We start from the raw sequence: 14631 nt of genomic DNA on the forward strand, positions 1-14631 counted from the left end.
TGAATTGTCTGAAAATAAAAGAAATAAACTGATATCAAAAAAAGAAGAAAAAGTGCCAACGATTACTTGACACATACTCCATGCACCCATTACTTGACTTCCGGATATGCTTTTCGATATAATACACGAAGAAAAACATAAAGGGGAGCAGGGTGTGAAAGAAAAGAAACGGATGTGGACAATCCTCGTGGCTGTCTGGATGGTCGTGATCTTTTTGTTCTCGGCACAGCCGTCTGATGAGTCTTCCAAAGAAAGCCTTTTCGTGGGCAGGATGGTGGGCCAGATCTTCGTAAAAGATTTTGAAGAATGGCCGGAAGAGAAGCAGGAGGCATTTGCAGAGGCAATTAATTATCCGGTCAGGAAGACGGCTCATGCGACGGAGTATGCCATTCTTGGCATTCTTGTGTTTATGAGATGCCGTTGCCAGGACACATGGAGCAGAAAGCGGATGATTGCGACTGCGTGGGGAATCAGTACGGCTTATGCGGCGACAGATGAGTTTCATCAGATTTTTGTCCCGGGACGGGCAGGAATGGTGACGGATGTGATGATTGATTCATCCGGAGCACTGGCGGGAATTCTGCTGGCGGCTTTGGCTGGATTTATTATAATAGGTAGAAACAGGAGAACAGAGTATGGAAGTTAAACTCGCAAAAACGGCGGGGTTCTGTTTTGGGGTAAAACGTGCTGTAGACACGGTTTACGAGCAGGCCCGGCAGCGAAAGGAACGGCTGGACGCCGGCGAAGAAAATGTGCCGGATATTTATACATTCGGTCCGGTCATTCACAATGAAGAGGTCGTAAAAGATCTGGAAAAGAAAGGGGTCAAAGTGCTCCGGTCAGAAGAAGAGCTGATGGAGCTCCGGGAAGGACATGTCATTATCCGTTCTCACGGAGTCGGAAAAACCGTTTATGATATTCTGGAAAAAAATAACATCGGGTACACGGACATGACCTGTCCGTTCGTGAAAAAAATCCACGATATTGTGAAGCGGGAAAGCGAAGCAGGAAAGTACATTATTATCATCGGAAATCCGGAACATCCGGAGGTGAAAGGGATCCGCGGATGGGCCGGAAACCGGGTGAGCGTGATCGAAAGTGAGGCGGAAGCAAGGGAATTTTGCCTTGGGAATACAGAATTAAAAGATGAGTCAGACAATAAAATCTGTATTGTCTCGCAGACGACATTTAATTACAATAAATTCAAATATTTAGTTGAAATTCTTATGAAAACGAGGTATGATATAAGTGTTTTAAATACAATCTGCAATGCCACAAAAGAGCGTCAGACAGAGGCTGAACATATTGCAAACGAAGTGGACGCGATGATTGTGATCGGTGACAAACACAGTTCCAATACCCAGAAATTGTTTGAAATATGTAAGAAGGCATGTGAAAATACGTACTACATACAGACTCTTGACGATTTGAATATGAATCAATTAAAGTTAAAGTCCGTGGAAGCAGTAGGTATTACAGCAGGGGCATCCACGCCCAATAATATAATTGAGGAGGTTCAAAATAATGTCAGACTTAACTTTTGAACAAATGTTAGAGGAATCTTTTAAGACAATACACAATGGAGAGGTTGTAGAAGGTACAGTAATCGATGTGAAACCGGATGAGATCATCTTAAACATCGGATACAAAGCAGACGGAATTATTTCCAGAAGCGAATATACAAACGAACCGAACGTAGACCTGACAACCATTGTATCTGTTGGAGATTCCATGACAGCGAAAGTTTTAAAAGTAAACGACGGGGAAGGCCAGGTATTACTGACCTACAAGAGACTCGCAGCTGAAAAAGGAAATGAAAGACTCAGGGAAGCATTCGAAAATAAAGAAGTACTCAAAGCGCCGGTTACACAGATTCTTGGCGGCGGCCTGAGTGTTGTTGTTGAAGAAGCACGAGTATTTATCCCGGCAAGTCTTGTATCAGATACATATGAGAAAGACCTGAGCAAATATCAGGGACAGGAGATTGAATTTGTAATCAGCGAGTTCAATCCGAGAAGAAACCGTATCATCGGTGACAGAAGACAGCTTCTTGTTGCTGAGAAAGCAGAAAAACAGAAAGAGATTTTTGCAAACCTGCATGCAGGTGATACAGTAGAAGGTGTTGTAAAGAATATTACAGATTTCGGTGCATTTATCGATCTCGGCGGAGTAGACGGACTGCTTCATATTTCCGAGATGTCCTGGGGACGTGTCGATAATCCGAAGAAACTGTTCCATGTAGGAGAGACAGTAAAAGTACTTGTAAAAGATGTTCACGATACAAAGATCGCATTATCTTTGAAATTCCCGGAGACAAATCCATGGCTTCACGCAGCTGAGGATTATGCAGTGGGAAATGTCGTAACAGGAAAAGTAGCCAGAATGACAGATTTTGGTGCTTTCGTAGAGCTGGTACCGGGTGTTGACGCACTCCTTCATGTATCTCAGATTTCAAGAGCGCATGTTGAGAAACCTGCGGACGTTCTGAAAGTCGGACAGGAAATCACAGCGAAAGTCGTTGATTTAAACGAAGAAGAAAAGAAGATCAGTTTAAGCATGAAAGCGTTAGAGCCGGCTGCTGAGGAAGCAAAAGAGGAAGTTGCAGAGGCAGAGTAGTACTACCGGTTGTGATGCATATATAAATGCTGCAGAGTAAAAATAGAGGCTACTTGCTTTAGTCTCTATTTTTTCATGTTTTTACATATGTTAAAAAAAGAACGAGGAGGAAAAAAAGATGGGACTTTTAACTTTCAAGGGTGGAATACATCCGAATGATGGAAAAAGTCTGGCCAAGGACAAGGCGATTGTCGAAGTCCTGCCTGAAGGAGATCTGGTCTTTCCGCTTTCGCAGCACATTGGTGCTCCGGCAGCCCCGATTGTCAAGGTCGGAGATCAGGTTCTGAAAGGACAAAAGATTGCAGAGGCCGGGGGGTTTGTCTCTGCCCCGGTCTATTCATCTGTTTCCGGAAAGGTGAAGGCGGTTGCTCCGTACTTTACACCGACCGGGGGAAAGGTTTCGTCCATTATTATTGAGAATGACGGGACCTATACGGAAGCTGAAAGGCTGAATACCAGATCGCTGGATCTGATTACCAAAGAAGAGATTCTGAATCTGATTTCAGAGGCCGGAATTGTCGGAATGGGCGGTGCCGGATTCCCTACAAGGGTGAAGCTTTCACCGAAGGAGCCGGAGAAAATCGAATACGTCATTGCAAACTGTGCGGAGTGCGAGCCGTACATTACAGCCGACTACCGCAGAATGCTGGAAAATCCGGAAGAGCTTGTAGAGGGGATGCGCGTGATTCTGAAGCTTTTCGATAATGCAAAGGGTATCTTTGCGGTGGAGGATAACAAGCCGGACTGTATCGCGAAGCTGGAACAGCTGACAAGCGGTGAGCCGAGGATGGAAGTGGTCAGACTGATGACCAAATATCCGCAGGGCGGTGAGCGCCAGCTGATCTATGCAGTGACAAAAAGAGCCATCAATTCTTCCATGCTTCCGGCGGATGTTGGATGTGTCGTAGATAATGTGGAGACAATCATTCACATTTACGATGCGGTAGTCAACGGAAGACCATGTATTGACCGTGTTGTGACAGTCAGTGGAGATGGAATTGCCGAACCGGGCAACTTTAAGGTTCCGCTTGGCATCAATCAGCAGGAGCTGATCAAGGCGGCAGGCGGATTGAAAGGGGCTCCTGAGAAAGTGATTTCCGGAGGACCGATGATGGGATTTGCCATGTTTACTCTGGATGTTCCTGTCACGAAAACTTCTTCATCGATTTTATGCCTGACAAAGGATGAGGTGGCAATGTATGAGCCGTCAGCATGTATCAACTGCGGCAGATGTATTGACGCATGTCCGAGCCGTCTGATCCCGTCCAGACTTGCAGATTATGCAGAGCGTCATGACGAGGCGGCATTTGAAAAAGAATTCGGTGTGGAATGTATGGAATGTGGTTCCTGCAGCTATGTCTGCCCGGCAAAACGGCAGCTGAAGCAGGCGATCAGCTCCATGAGAAAGACCGTTCTGGCGAACAGGAAGAAAAAGTAGAAAGTGAGAGGTGGACAAAGTGAACGAACAGTTTAATATTTCGGCATCTCCGCACATACGGGCCAAAGACACTACAGAAAATATCATGCTGTGGGTGATCATCGCGCTTCTGCCGACAACCCTTTTTGGAATCTGGAATTTCCGTGATCAGAATGCGTGGATTCTTGTCGTGGTGACAGTGGCAGCGGCTGTGCTTACGGAGTATCTTTATGAGAAGCTGATGCATAAAAAAGTGACAATCAAAGACATGAGTGCGGCAGTCACAGGACTTCTGCTGGCACTGAACCTTCCGGCGTCCGCTCCATGGTGGATGGGCGTTCTGGGAGCCGTATTTGCGATTCTGATTGTCAAGCAGCTCTTCGGAGGCCTGGGACAGAACTTTATGAACCCGGCTCTTGCTGCAAGATGTTTCCTCCTGATTTCTTTCACAGGAAGAATGACATCCTTTACATATGACGGTGTAACCGGGGCAACTCCGCTTGCAACCATGCGTGCGGACGGCTCCATTGCCAACGTAGACACAATGAAAATGTTCATCGGCCAGATCCCGGGAACAATCGGTGAGACATCCGTTATCGCGATCATGATCGGTGCGATTATCCTTCTTCTGAAAGGAATCATTGATCTGAGAATTCCGGGATCCTATCTTGTGACATTTGTGATCTTCATCACAATTTTCGGCGGCCACGGATTTGACTGGAGCTTCATCACCGCGCACCTTTGCGGCGGCGGTATCATGCTTGGCGCATGGTTCATGGCAACAGACTACGTGACAAGCCCGATCACGAAGAAAGGTCAGATTATTTATGGTATCCTTCTTGGTATCCTGACAGGACTGTTCCGTCTTTTCGGAGGATCTGCAGAGGGAGTTTCCTATGCGATCATCATCGGCAATATCCTTGTTCCGCTGATCGAGAAGGTTACTCTTCCAAAACCATTTGGTAAAGGAGGAGAGAAATAATGAACAAGATTATTAAAAATACAATTATCCTGACAATTATCACACTTGTTTCCGGAGTGGCCCTCGGCGCTGTATATGAGATTACAAAGGCTCCGATTGCCAACGCACAGGAACAGGCAAAGCAGGAAGCATACAAACAGGTATTCGAGGATGCGGATTCCTTTGATGACCTGGAGGTAGATGCCAAAGAGGCGGCGGAAGCTGTCAAGGCGGCAGGCGTGGATGACGGTGCAGAGATCAATGAAGCAGTCGAAGCAAAACAGGGCGGCGAAACGATCGGATACGTGATCACAGCTACCGACCCGAACGGATACGGCGGGGATATTCAGGTGTCCGTTGGAATCCAGAATGATGGAACAGTAAACGGAATCGCGATTCTTTCCATCAATGAGACTGCAGGACTTGGTATGAAAGCTTCCGAACCGGAATTCTACGAGCAGTATTCCGGCAAGCAGACCGATCATTTCTATGTCTCAAAAGACGGAGGCGAGGGAGAACAGATCGATGCCATCAGCGGTGCTACAATCACTACCAGAGCGGTGACAGGAGCGGTCAATGCGTCTCTTGGATATTATCAGAATGTGTTAGGAGGCAGTGCAGATGAATAGATGTGTCGAACGTTTATATAATGGTATTATCAAAGAGAACCCGACTTTCGTCATGATGCTCGGAATGTGTCCGACACTTGCGGTAACGACTTCCGCCATCAACGGAATCGGAATGGGACTCTCCACAACGGTGGTACTGGTACTGTCCAATATGATGATTTCCGCACTTCGGAAAATTATCCCGGATTCAGTCCGTATCCCGGCGTTTATCGTAGTCGTTGCATCTTTCGTAACGATTGTACAGTTCCTTCTTCAGGGATTTGTGCCAAGCCTTTATGATTCACTTGGGCTTTACATTCCTCTGATCGTTGTAAACTGTATCATTCTTGGACGTGCGGAAAGCTACGCGTCCAAAAACCCGATTATTCCGTCTCTGTTCGACGGCCTTGGAATGGGACTTGGATTTACATTTGGACTTACCTGCATCGGTATCGTAAGAGAAATTCTGGGAGCGGGACAGGTATTCGGTTTCCAGATTATGCCGTCATCCTATGAACCGATTACGATCTTTATCCTGGCGCCGGGCGCGTTTATCGTGTTATCCATGCTGGTAGCCACAAGAAACAAGATCATGAACAATATGGAAAAGAAAGGCAAGAAAGTTGTGAAGCCTCAGGGCGGCTGCGCGGAAGGCGGATGCGCTTCCTGCGGCGGATGTGCTTCTTCACTTTCTTCCGGTCAGGACAAGGAATAGGAGGGGGAACAGATGAAAGAATTATTTATCATTGCAGTAGGTTCTGCACTTGTTAATAACGTCGTGCTGAGCCAGTTCCTTGGAATCTGCCCGTTCCTTGGAGTATCAAAGAAGATTGAAACAGCGGCCGGTATGGGCGGAGCGGTTATTTTCGTTATTACGATCGCATCCTTCTGTACAAGTGTTGTATATGAATTTATCCTGCAGCCGTTGAATATCGAATATCTGCAGACGATTGTATTTATTCTTGTGATCGCCGCGCTGGTACAGTTCGTGGAAATGTTCCTGAAAAAGTCCATGCCGTCGCTTTATCAGGCGCTGGGTGTGTACCTGCCGCTGATCACTACAAACTGTGCAGTACTTGGTGTGGCTTTGAACAACGTACAGTATGAATACAACATTTTAAGCAGTGTGGTAAATGGATTTGCGACAGCGGTCGGATTCACAATCGCAATCGTAATCATGGCAGGAATCCGTGAGAAGACAGAACATAATGACGTGCCGGAATCATTTAAAGGAACGCCGATTGTTCTGCTTACGGCAGCGCTGATGTCCATTGCGTTTTTTGGATTTTCAGGTTTGATTTAAGGGAGGAAAATGGATTATGACAGGTATACTCATTGCTGCCGCGATTGTCGGCGGTGTAGGTTTGTTCATCGGTGTCTTCCTGGGAGTCGCAGAAAAGCAGTTCGCAGTGGAAGTTGATGAGCGTGAAGAGGCAATTATCGGGGTGCTTCCGGGAAACAACTGTGGTGGCTGCGGTTACGCAGGATGTTCCGGGCTTGCGGCGGCGATTGTCAAAGGAGAGGCTCCGGTCAATGCCTGCCCGGTAGGGGGCGCGTCGGTTGCCGCGAAAGTAGGAGCGATCATGGGTCAGGACGCAGGAGAGATGACAAAGATGGTTGCTTTTGTGAAATGTGCCGGTACATGCGAAAAGGCAAAAGAAAATTATAAGTACACCGGAACAAAGGACTGTGTCATGGTCAACATGATGCAGAACGGAGGACCGAAAGCATGTACATTCGGATGTCTTGGAGAAGGAAGCTGCGTGGCAGCATGTCCGTTTGACGCGATTCATATTCAGGATGGAATCGCGGTTGTAGATAAGGAAGCATGTAAGGCCTGCGGAAAATGTGTGGCAGCATGTCCGCGGCATCTGATTGAGCTTGTACCGTATGAGCAGAAACATCTTGTACAGTGCAGTTCCCTTGACAAGGGAAAAGATGTAATGAGTGTATGTTCTGTAGGATGTATTGGATGTAAGATGTGTGAAAAAGTCTGCGAATTTGACGCGGTGACTGTTACAAATAATGTGGCACACATTGATCCGGAAAAGTGTACAAACTGCGGAAAATGCGCGGAAAAATGTCCGAAGAAGATTATCAGCTGATGACTACGGTCTGGCGATAGCCGGGACGGAAAAGAGTCACTGATCCCATGAGGGCAGGAAGAGGAAAGAATCAATGAGCAGAAAGAAACGGCTAATGGAAAGCATCAGGATGATAAAAGCGGATCTTTGGAGTATCCGGTATGTCATCCTTGTGCTGGCGGTTTACTTTTTTCTTGCGTGGAACTTCTTTTACTCTTCTTGCCCTTTTGTCATGGTCACCGGCCTGCCATGCCCGGGATGCGGGCTTTCCAGAGCAGGGTTCTGTCTCCTTCGGGGTGAATTCGCGGACGCATGGTATCTGAACCCGTTTATATACGGCATTGCGTTTCTTGCGGCGGCATTTGTAATCCGGAGATACGTGCTTCAAAAAGAGGTCCGGTCTCTTCAAAAATGGCTGATTCTGCTTCTGGCAGGCATGCTTGTATTTTACATTTACCGGATGAGCCGATACTTCCCGGGAGAACCTCCTATGAGCTACTATCCGGGAAATCTGCTGAACCGGATTTATCAGGCCCTGGGACGGATCATGTAAAGTTTACGCTGCTCACACCGAACTGCCGCCTGCATGCACACTCGTCGCGCTGTCTCGCTTCAGTTCCGCACTACGTTCTAAGACTGCTTATACGGGCGTCAAGTTATGCAGATTCTGTGAAATCGGGGATTTCTGTTGTGCTGACGAAAAAAGCATGATAAAATGAAACAAGCGAAAGGGGTAGTCAGACACATGGAAGAGAATAAGAATAATTTTGAAAATACAGAAGAAGTAATGACAGAGCAGACCGGTGCAGGTGATGCTCCGGTGACTCAGCAGCCGGAGGAGCAGCAGGCGGTTCCTATGCAGGAAGAGACAATGCCGAAACAGCCATATACTGCGCTTGATCAGGAACAGCGGGAACAAACTCAGGCTCCGAAGGAAGATATTTCCTATTCTTATGGGGAACAGACGAGAGACGGTATGCCGTACCAGACACAGGGGAATCAGTATCAGGAAGAGTGGGATACGACGCCGCTGACAATGGGTGACTGGCTGTTGACTTTGCTGGCGGCATTTATTCCATGCTGCGGAGGGATTATTCTGTACTGTTACTGGGCGTTTGCCAGAAAGGGAAATATTCACAGGAGAAACTTCTGCCGTGCGGCACTGATAGTAGAGGCGGTACTTATTGTATTACTGATTATTTTCCTGATCCTGGTGGTGATCATCGGAAGTGTATCCTACGGTGAGACAATGAGTGACTATTATTATTACGGATATTAGAAGATGAAAACGGGGCGGCCATTTCGGAAGCTCCGTTTTTCAATGCGGGTTTCACTATCGAACATACGGTTGCAGTGCCGGGGCGGATGTGCTAAAATAAACCGGAAGAAGGAGGTCCCCATGAAAAAGGGAGATATCATTTTGATTCTTTTGATTTTGCTTGTAGCAGGATCGGCATTTGGAATATACAGAGCCTTTACCGGAAGCGGAGGCGGCGAAGCGGTCGTCTATGTAGACGGCGAAGAGGAGGGCAGATACAGTCTGAATGAAGATCAGACGATCGAGATCAATGGAGGGACAAATACACTTGTTATCGAAAATGGAAGCGCCAGTATGGAGAAGGCGGACTGTCCGGATCAGGTCTGTGTCCGTCACAGCGCAATTTCGAGAAATGGAGAAAGTATTATTTGTCTGCCTCACGAGGTTGTTGTATCGATTGAAGATGGAGAATCATCCGGAGCGGATGCGGTCGTGCAGTAAAAGAGGTGCAGTGTGGAAAGAAGAGGAGCGGGCCTGGCGTCATTTGGAGTGTTTGTGGCGCTGGCATTGATTTTCAGTTATATTGAGACGTTGATACCGTTTCAGATCGGGATTCCGGGGGTCAAGCTTGGACTTGCCAATATTGTGATTGTGATAGCACTTTACAGGATGCCTGTCAAAGAGGCATATCTCCTTTCCGTTGTGCGGGTGGTTCTGTCAGGATTTCTGTTCGGTAATCTGATGAGTATTCTTTACAGTCTGGCAGGAGGACTGTTGAGTCTGACTGTGATGTGGGGATTGAAGCATGTGAAATCAGTCAGTGTTCTGGGAGTGAGCATTGCCGGTGGTGTGTTCCACAATATCGGGCAGCTTCTGGCAGCGGCCCTTGTGGTGGAGACCTATGGCGTGTTTTCGTATGTTCCGGTGCTTCTGGTTTCCGGTCTGGTTACAGGACTTGTGATCGGGCTTGCATCCGGGGAAATGCTGAAAAGGATCAGGGGGATCCAGTTTTAATTGACGGAGGAAGAAAGATGATTTCATATATACGAGGGGAGCTTGCGGAGATTGGCGAGAACCATGTGGTTATTGATGTAGGAGGCGTCGGATACGGGATTTTCATGTCCGGAAGTGACATGTCCAGCCTTCCGAAGACTGGACAGGAAGTGAAGATCCATACGTATCTGCATGTGAAAGAAGATCTGATGCAGCTTTTTGGATTCCTGACAAAGGACGGACTGGAGGTCTTTAAGCTGATCATCGGGGTCAGCGGGATCGGCCCGAAGGGAGGTCTCAGCATCCTGACGCAGATGACACCGAATGATCTGCGGTTCGCAGTGATGGCGGGGGACGCAAAGGCCATTTCAAAGGCTCAGGGAATCGGAAAGAAGACAGCGGAAAAGTTGATTTTAGAGCTGAAAGACAAGCTGAAGCTTTCTGATACCATCGGACAGGAGACGGATGCGCCGTCTGTTCCGGGAAATGAAGAAGGAGCAGGGCGGATTCAGAACGAGGCAGTGGAAGCGCTGACAGCGCTGGGATATGGAAGTACCGAAGCATTCCAGGCAGTCAGAAACGTGGAGATCCATGAGGACAGTACCGTAGAAGATGTGCTGAAACAGGCCCTGCGGCAGATGGCACTGTTTTAATGGAGGAGGGCCGGGCAAAAGGGCGCGGTTCATTCAAATAACTATCCGGAAGGCAGAGAAGCATGAAGAAACGAATTATTACGACAGAAACACTGGAGGAAGACCAGAAGATTGAAGGCAGCCTCCGGCCTCAGTATCTGGAAGATTATATCGGACAGACAAAGGCGAAAGAAACGTTAAAGATTTATATAGAAGCGGCAAAGGCAAGAGGGGAAGCACTGGACCATGTGCTCTTTTACGGACCTCCGGGGCTGGGAAAGACGACTCTTGCCGGGATCATTGCCAATGAGATGGGAGTCAATATGAAAGTGACCTCCGGTCCGGCGATCGAAAAGCCTGGGGAGATGGCTGCGATTTTGAATAACCTGCAGGAGCGGGATGTGCTGTTTGTGGATGAGATCCACAGACTTAACCGGCAGGTGGAAGAGGTGCTGTATCCGGCCATGGAGGATTTTGCCATCGATATTGTGATCGGAAAAGGAGCAGGGGCAAGATCCATCCGTCTGGATCTCCCGAAGTTTACGCTTGTGGGGGCGACGACGAGAGCAGGAATGCTGACGGCGCCGCTTCGGGACCGGTTTGGTGTGGTGAACCGGCTGGAGTTTTATACGGCTGAGGATTTGCAGACGATTGTCCTGCGTTCCGCCCAGGTGCTCGGAGTTGAGATTGACCCGAAAGGAGCGCTTGAGATTGCGAGACGTTCCAGAGGGACGCCGCGTCTGGCCAACCGCCTTTTAAAACGGGTGCGGGATTTTGCGCAGGTTAAATATAATGGTGTGATTACCGAGGAAGTAGCAGTTTTTGCGCTGGATCTTCTGGAAGTGGACCGGTTCGGTCTGGATTATGCGGACCGGACGATTCTGACGACCATGATCGAAAAATTCGGAGGCGGGCCGGTAGGACTGGATACACTTGCAGCTGCCATCGGCGAGGATTCCGGTACGCTGGAGGATGTATATGAGCCTTTTCTCCTGAAAAACGGCTTTATTCAGAGGACTCCGAAAGGGAGGACGGCTACGGCTCTTGCATATCAGCATCTTGGATTTTCCATGGGAAAGGAAGAGTAAAATTCCCTTCTACGGAGAATATCAAAGAAAAAGGTTGGTTTTTCCAACCAGATCGTTTATAATGAATAACAGAGACTTCATATAGGAGGAGGAAGCACCGGCTATGGCAGCATCAAGAAATTATACCGAAGTTATCATTGATGGCAGGGTATTTACGCTGAGCGGCTTTGAGAGCGAGGAGTATCTTCAGAAAGTATCAAATTATCTGAATCACAAGATTGCAGAATGCAGTGAGAATGAAAGCTACAAAAAGCAGAGCAGCGACACAAAAAGCATCCTTCTTGCACTGAACATTGCGGACGATTATTTTAAAGCAAAGGAGCAGGGCTCGTCTCTTGAAATTGATATGGAATCGAAAGATAAAGAGATGTATGACTTAAAGCACGAATTGATCTCTGCGCAGATCAAGCTGGAAAATGCGGACAGGGCAATGGATAAGCTGAAGGAAGAAAATCAGGAGCTGCAGATGAAGATTGTGCAGTTGGAAACAGAAATGAAAAATCACCGAAAGAATTAGGGCTGTCGAAGGACAGCCTTTTTTCGAAGTAAGGCAGGAATAGAAAGAGATGAATAATAAGAAACAGAATAAAGAAGTGGAAATTCTCGCACCCGCGGGCACTTATGAAGCCTTTCAGGCGGCGATCCGTTCCGGAGCGGATGCAGTCTATGCAGGAGGGGACCTGTTTGGAGCCAGAGCGTATGCCGGGAATTTTGACCGGGAGACATTGATCCGGGCTATCCGAGAGGCACACCTTTACGGAAAGAAGCTGTATCTGACCGTCAACACACTGATCAAAGAGCGGGAGATGGAAGAACGTCTCTTTTCGTTTTTGAAGCCGTTTTATGAAAACGGTCTGGATGCGGTTCTGGTACAGGATCTGGGAGCGCTTTCCTTTATCCGGGAGCATTTCCCGGATCTTGCGCTTCATGCGAGCACCCAGATGTCTGTGGCAGGGGCTTCCGGAGCAGGATTTTTAAAGAAATACGGTGTGGAGCGGATTGTTCCGGCAAGGGAGCTTTCCCTTTCGGAGATCCGGAAGATGAAAGAGGAGACCGGGCTGGAGATCGAGTGCTTTGTCCACGGCGCGCTCTGCTATTCTTATTCCGGACAGTGCCTGTTCAGCAGCATGCTCGGTGGGCGGAGCGGCAACCGGGGACAGTGCGCGCAGCCGTGCCGTCTGAAATATCAGGTGGAAGGAATGAAGAAGCCATCCTGCATTCTGAGCCTGAAGGATATCATGGCTCTGGATGACATCCCGGATCTGATTGAGGCCGGAGTGGACTCTTTTAAAATTGAAGGACGGATGAAAAAGCCGGAGTATGTATCTGAGACCGCGCGGATGTACCGGAAATACGCAGACCTTTTCCTTGAGAAGGGAAGAGAGGGATACCGGGTGTCAGAAGAGGACAAAATGAGACTGATGGATCTGTATAACCGCGGCGGCAGCTGCAGGGGCTACTACCATATGCAGAACGGCCCGGAGATGATTTCGCCTGACAGGCCAAATCACGCCGGGATTCCGGCAGCCTGTGTGGAGCGGCAGAAGGGAAGGAGCCTTCTGTTAAAAGCACTCGCAGCGGTACAGAAAGGCGATGTTCTGGAAATCTCCGCCAAAGAAAATGTTACACTTGGACAGGACGTAAAAAAGGGCGGCCAGTTCCAGATTCTCGTGGCAAAGGGAACGGCAGTGAAGCCGAGAACGATTCTGTCAAGAGTCCGGAATGAAAGCCTGATCGGGGAGATCCGGGATCATCTGAAAACCGCTGATATCCGGCGTCCGGTGCAGGCGGAGGCAGTGTTCCGTGCCGGAGAGCCGTCCAGGCTGACTCTCAGGATGGGAAGCATCGAGGTCAGCGCCGAGGGCATGGTTCCGGAAGAGGCGAAAAAGCAGCCGCTGGACCGGGCGAGAGTGGAAAAGCAGCTTGGCAAGATGGGGAATACTCCGTTCAGGACAGAGAAGATGGCTGTTGAGATGGACGAAGGGATTTTCTTCCCGATGCAGGTTGTCAATGAGCTTCGCAGACAGGCGGCACAGAAGCTGGAAGATGCCATTCTGGGACAGTATGAAAGATCCTGTCCGGAGATACCGGAGAAAAAGGAGACCGGTACAACTGTCCGGGATCCGCATGCGAGGATGCTTTCTGTTCTTGTGCAGACAAGAGAACAGTTAGCTGCAGCGGTACAGGAGGAAGACGCAGGCCGTATCTACGTGGAAAGCCATCTGGCGGCCGACCTGTTTGCGTCCGGATCGGGAAGAGCGGAGATCCGGGCACTTTTTGAAACAAGGAAAGCCGAATGGTATCTTGTATTTCCTCACATTTTCAGAGAACAGGCCGAACGGCTCTACGACAGAATCTGGGGAGATCTGGAAGCGTTCCCGTGGGATGGTGCGCTCGTGAGAAATCTGGAATCTTTGTCATATCTGCAAAAAAAAGTATGGAAAAACAAGGTTCAGGCGGACCATCATTTGTATACATTGAACAAAAAAGCTGTAGAATTCTTGAAAAATGCAGGGATAAATGGTACAACAGTATCATTAGAGCTGAACAGCCAGGAGATTCGTGAAACCGTTTCCGGAGAAGAAGAGATGGTCGTATACGGATATGCTCCGATGATGATCAGCGCGGGATGCGTAAAAAAATCTACGGGACACTGCGATGGAAAAGCAGCTGTCACAAAACTGAAGGACCGGTATCAGAAGACATTTTATGTAAAAAATTATTGTGATACATGTTATAATATTATCTATAATACGGCGCCGCTTGTGCTGCTGGATCTGCTTCCGGAGATCGAACGGATCGGGATTGACAATGTCCGGCTGGAATTTTCGCTGGAGGACGCCGATGAGACAAGGAGAGTAATCAGGCTTTACGGGGACGGCTTCCTGAGAGACGGAGGGTATCCGCAGGCAGCAGAGCAGTTTGATGATTTTACGCGTGGACATTTTAAAAGGGGAATAAAGTAGGTGGCAAT

At 48.3% G+C, this 14631-nt stretch carries 17 protein-coding genes; all 17 read left to right on the forward strand.

Annotation, left to right across the window (positions count from 1 at the left end):
- Nucleotides 1-154: 154 nt before the first annotated feature.
- The 17 genes from FGQ85_RS07100 to FGQ85_RS07180 all read left to right on the forward strand — a co-directional run bounded on the left by FGQ85_RS07100 (nucleotide 155) and on the right by FGQ85_RS07180 (nucleotide 14623).
- Nucleotides 155-646, forward strand: coding sequence for a VanZ family protein (locus tag FGQ85_RS07100; protein ID WP_243128503.1), 492 nt, complete (start codon nucleotides 155-157; stop codon nucleotides 644-646).
- Nucleotides 636-1544, forward strand: a complete 909-nt coding sequence (ispH, locus tag FGQ85_RS07105; protein ID WP_087169245.1) for a 4-hydroxy-3-methylbut-2-enyl diphosphate reductase — start codon at nucleotides 636-638, stop codon at nucleotides 1542-1544. Before FGQ85_RS07100 ends, ispH begins: the two co-directional genes overlap by 11 nt.
- Complete coding sequence (gene rpsA / locus FGQ85_RS07110) at nucleotides 1525-2616, forward strand: 30S ribosomal protein S1 (RefSeq protein ID WP_087169244.1); 1092 nt, start codon at nucleotides 1525-1527, stop codon at nucleotides 2614-2616. Before ispH ends, rpsA begins: the two co-directional genes overlap by 20 nt.
- Before the next feature lie 118 nt (nucleotides 2617-2734).
- Nucleotides 2735-4054 (forward strand): electron transport complex subunit RsxC, encoded by a 1320-nt coding sequence (rsxC, locus tag FGQ85_RS07115; protein WP_138373055.1) that lies wholly within the window; start codon nucleotides 2735-2737, stop codon nucleotides 4052-4054.
- 19 nt (nucleotides 4055-4073) lie between these two features.
- Nucleotides 4074-5015: an RnfABCDGE type electron transport complex subunit D gene (locus tag FGQ85_RS07120; RefSeq protein ID WP_118635661.1), complete on the forward strand. Its 942-nt coding sequence runs from the start codon at nucleotides 4074-4076 to the stop codon at nucleotides 5013-5015.
- Nucleotides 5015-5623, forward strand: coding sequence for an RnfABCDGE type electron transport complex subunit G (locus FGQ85_RS07125; RefSeq protein WP_087169241.1), 609 nt, complete (start codon nucleotides 5015-5017; stop codon nucleotides 5621-5623). The genes FGQ85_RS07120 and FGQ85_RS07125 overlap by 1 nt, the downstream gene beginning before the upstream one ends.
- Nucleotides 5616-6317 (forward strand): electron transport complex subunit E, encoded by a 702-nt coding sequence (locus FGQ85_RS07130; RefSeq protein ID WP_087252077.1) that lies wholly within the window; start codon nucleotides 5616-5618, stop codon nucleotides 6315-6317. The genes FGQ85_RS07125 and FGQ85_RS07130 overlap by 8 nt, the downstream gene beginning before the upstream one ends.
- A gap of 12 nt (nucleotides 6318-6329) precedes the next feature.
- On the forward strand, nucleotides 6330-6905 hold the full coding sequence (gene rsxA / locus FGQ85_RS07135; RefSeq protein WP_087169239.1) for an electron transport complex subunit RsxA: 576 nt from the start codon (nucleotides 6330-6332) through the stop codon (nucleotides 6903-6905).
- 13 nt (nucleotides 6906-6918) lie between these two features.
- Nucleotides 6919-7707: an RnfABCDGE type electron transport complex subunit B gene (locus tag FGQ85_RS07140; protein ID WP_347563062.1), complete on the forward strand. Its 789-nt coding sequence runs from the start codon at nucleotides 6919-6921 to the stop codon at nucleotides 7705-7707.
- A 73-nt stretch (nucleotides 7708-7780) separates the two neighbouring features.
- On the forward strand, nucleotides 7781-8239 hold the full coding sequence (locus FGQ85_RS07145; RefSeq protein WP_087252076.1) for a DUF2752 domain-containing protein: 459 nt from the start codon (nucleotides 7781-7783) through the stop codon (nucleotides 8237-8239).
- A 192-nt stretch (nucleotides 8240-8431) separates the two neighbouring features.
- Entirely contained in the window at nucleotides 8432-8965 is a 534-nt protein-coding gene (locus FGQ85_RS07150) for a hypothetical protein (RefSeq protein ID WP_138373057.1), read from the forward strand.
- A gap of 120 nt (nucleotides 8966-9085) precedes the next feature.
- Nucleotides 9086-9445, forward strand: a complete 360-nt coding sequence (locus tag FGQ85_RS07155) for a NusG domain II-containing protein (protein WP_087169235.1) — start codon at nucleotides 9086-9088, stop codon at nucleotides 9443-9445.
- 12 nt (nucleotides 9446-9457) lie between these two features.
- Complete coding sequence (locus FGQ85_RS07160; protein ID WP_242958881.1) at nucleotides 9458-9958, forward strand: Gx transporter family protein; 501 nt, start codon at nucleotides 9458-9460, stop codon at nucleotides 9956-9958.
- 17 nt (nucleotides 9959-9975) lie between these two features.
- Nucleotides 9976-10590 carry a Holliday junction branch migration protein RuvA gene (ruvA, locus tag FGQ85_RS07165; RefSeq protein ID WP_087252074.1) on the forward strand — a complete coding sequence of 205 codons (615 nt, stop codon included), beginning with the start codon at nucleotides 9976-9978 and terminating at the stop codon, nucleotides 10588-10590.
- Nucleotides 10591-10652: 62 nt separating this feature from the next.
- On the forward strand, nucleotides 10653-11657 hold the full coding sequence (gene ruvB, locus FGQ85_RS07170) for a Holliday junction branch migration DNA helicase RuvB (RefSeq protein WP_087169233.1): 1005 nt from the start codon (nucleotides 10653-10655) through the stop codon (nucleotides 11655-11657).
- Between the two features lie 103 nt (nucleotides 11658-11760).
- Nucleotides 11761-12174 carry a cell division protein ZapA gene (locus FGQ85_RS07175; protein WP_087169232.1) on the forward strand — a complete coding sequence of 138 codons (414 nt, stop codon included), beginning with the start codon at nucleotides 11761-11763 and terminating at the stop codon, nucleotides 12172-12174.
- 49 nt (nucleotides 12175-12223) lie between these two features.
- Entirely contained in the window at nucleotides 12224-14623 is a 2400-nt protein-coding gene (locus tag FGQ85_RS07180) for a U32 family peptidase (RefSeq protein ID WP_087252072.1), read from the forward strand.
- Nucleotides 14624-14631: the final 8 nt, after the last annotated feature.

This window comes from Pseudoflavonifractor sp. BSD2780061688st1 E11 (genome assembly GCF_005844125.1).
Lineage (GTDB): Bacteria > Bacillota > Clostridia > Lachnospirales > Lachnospiraceae > Sellimonas > Sellimonas catena.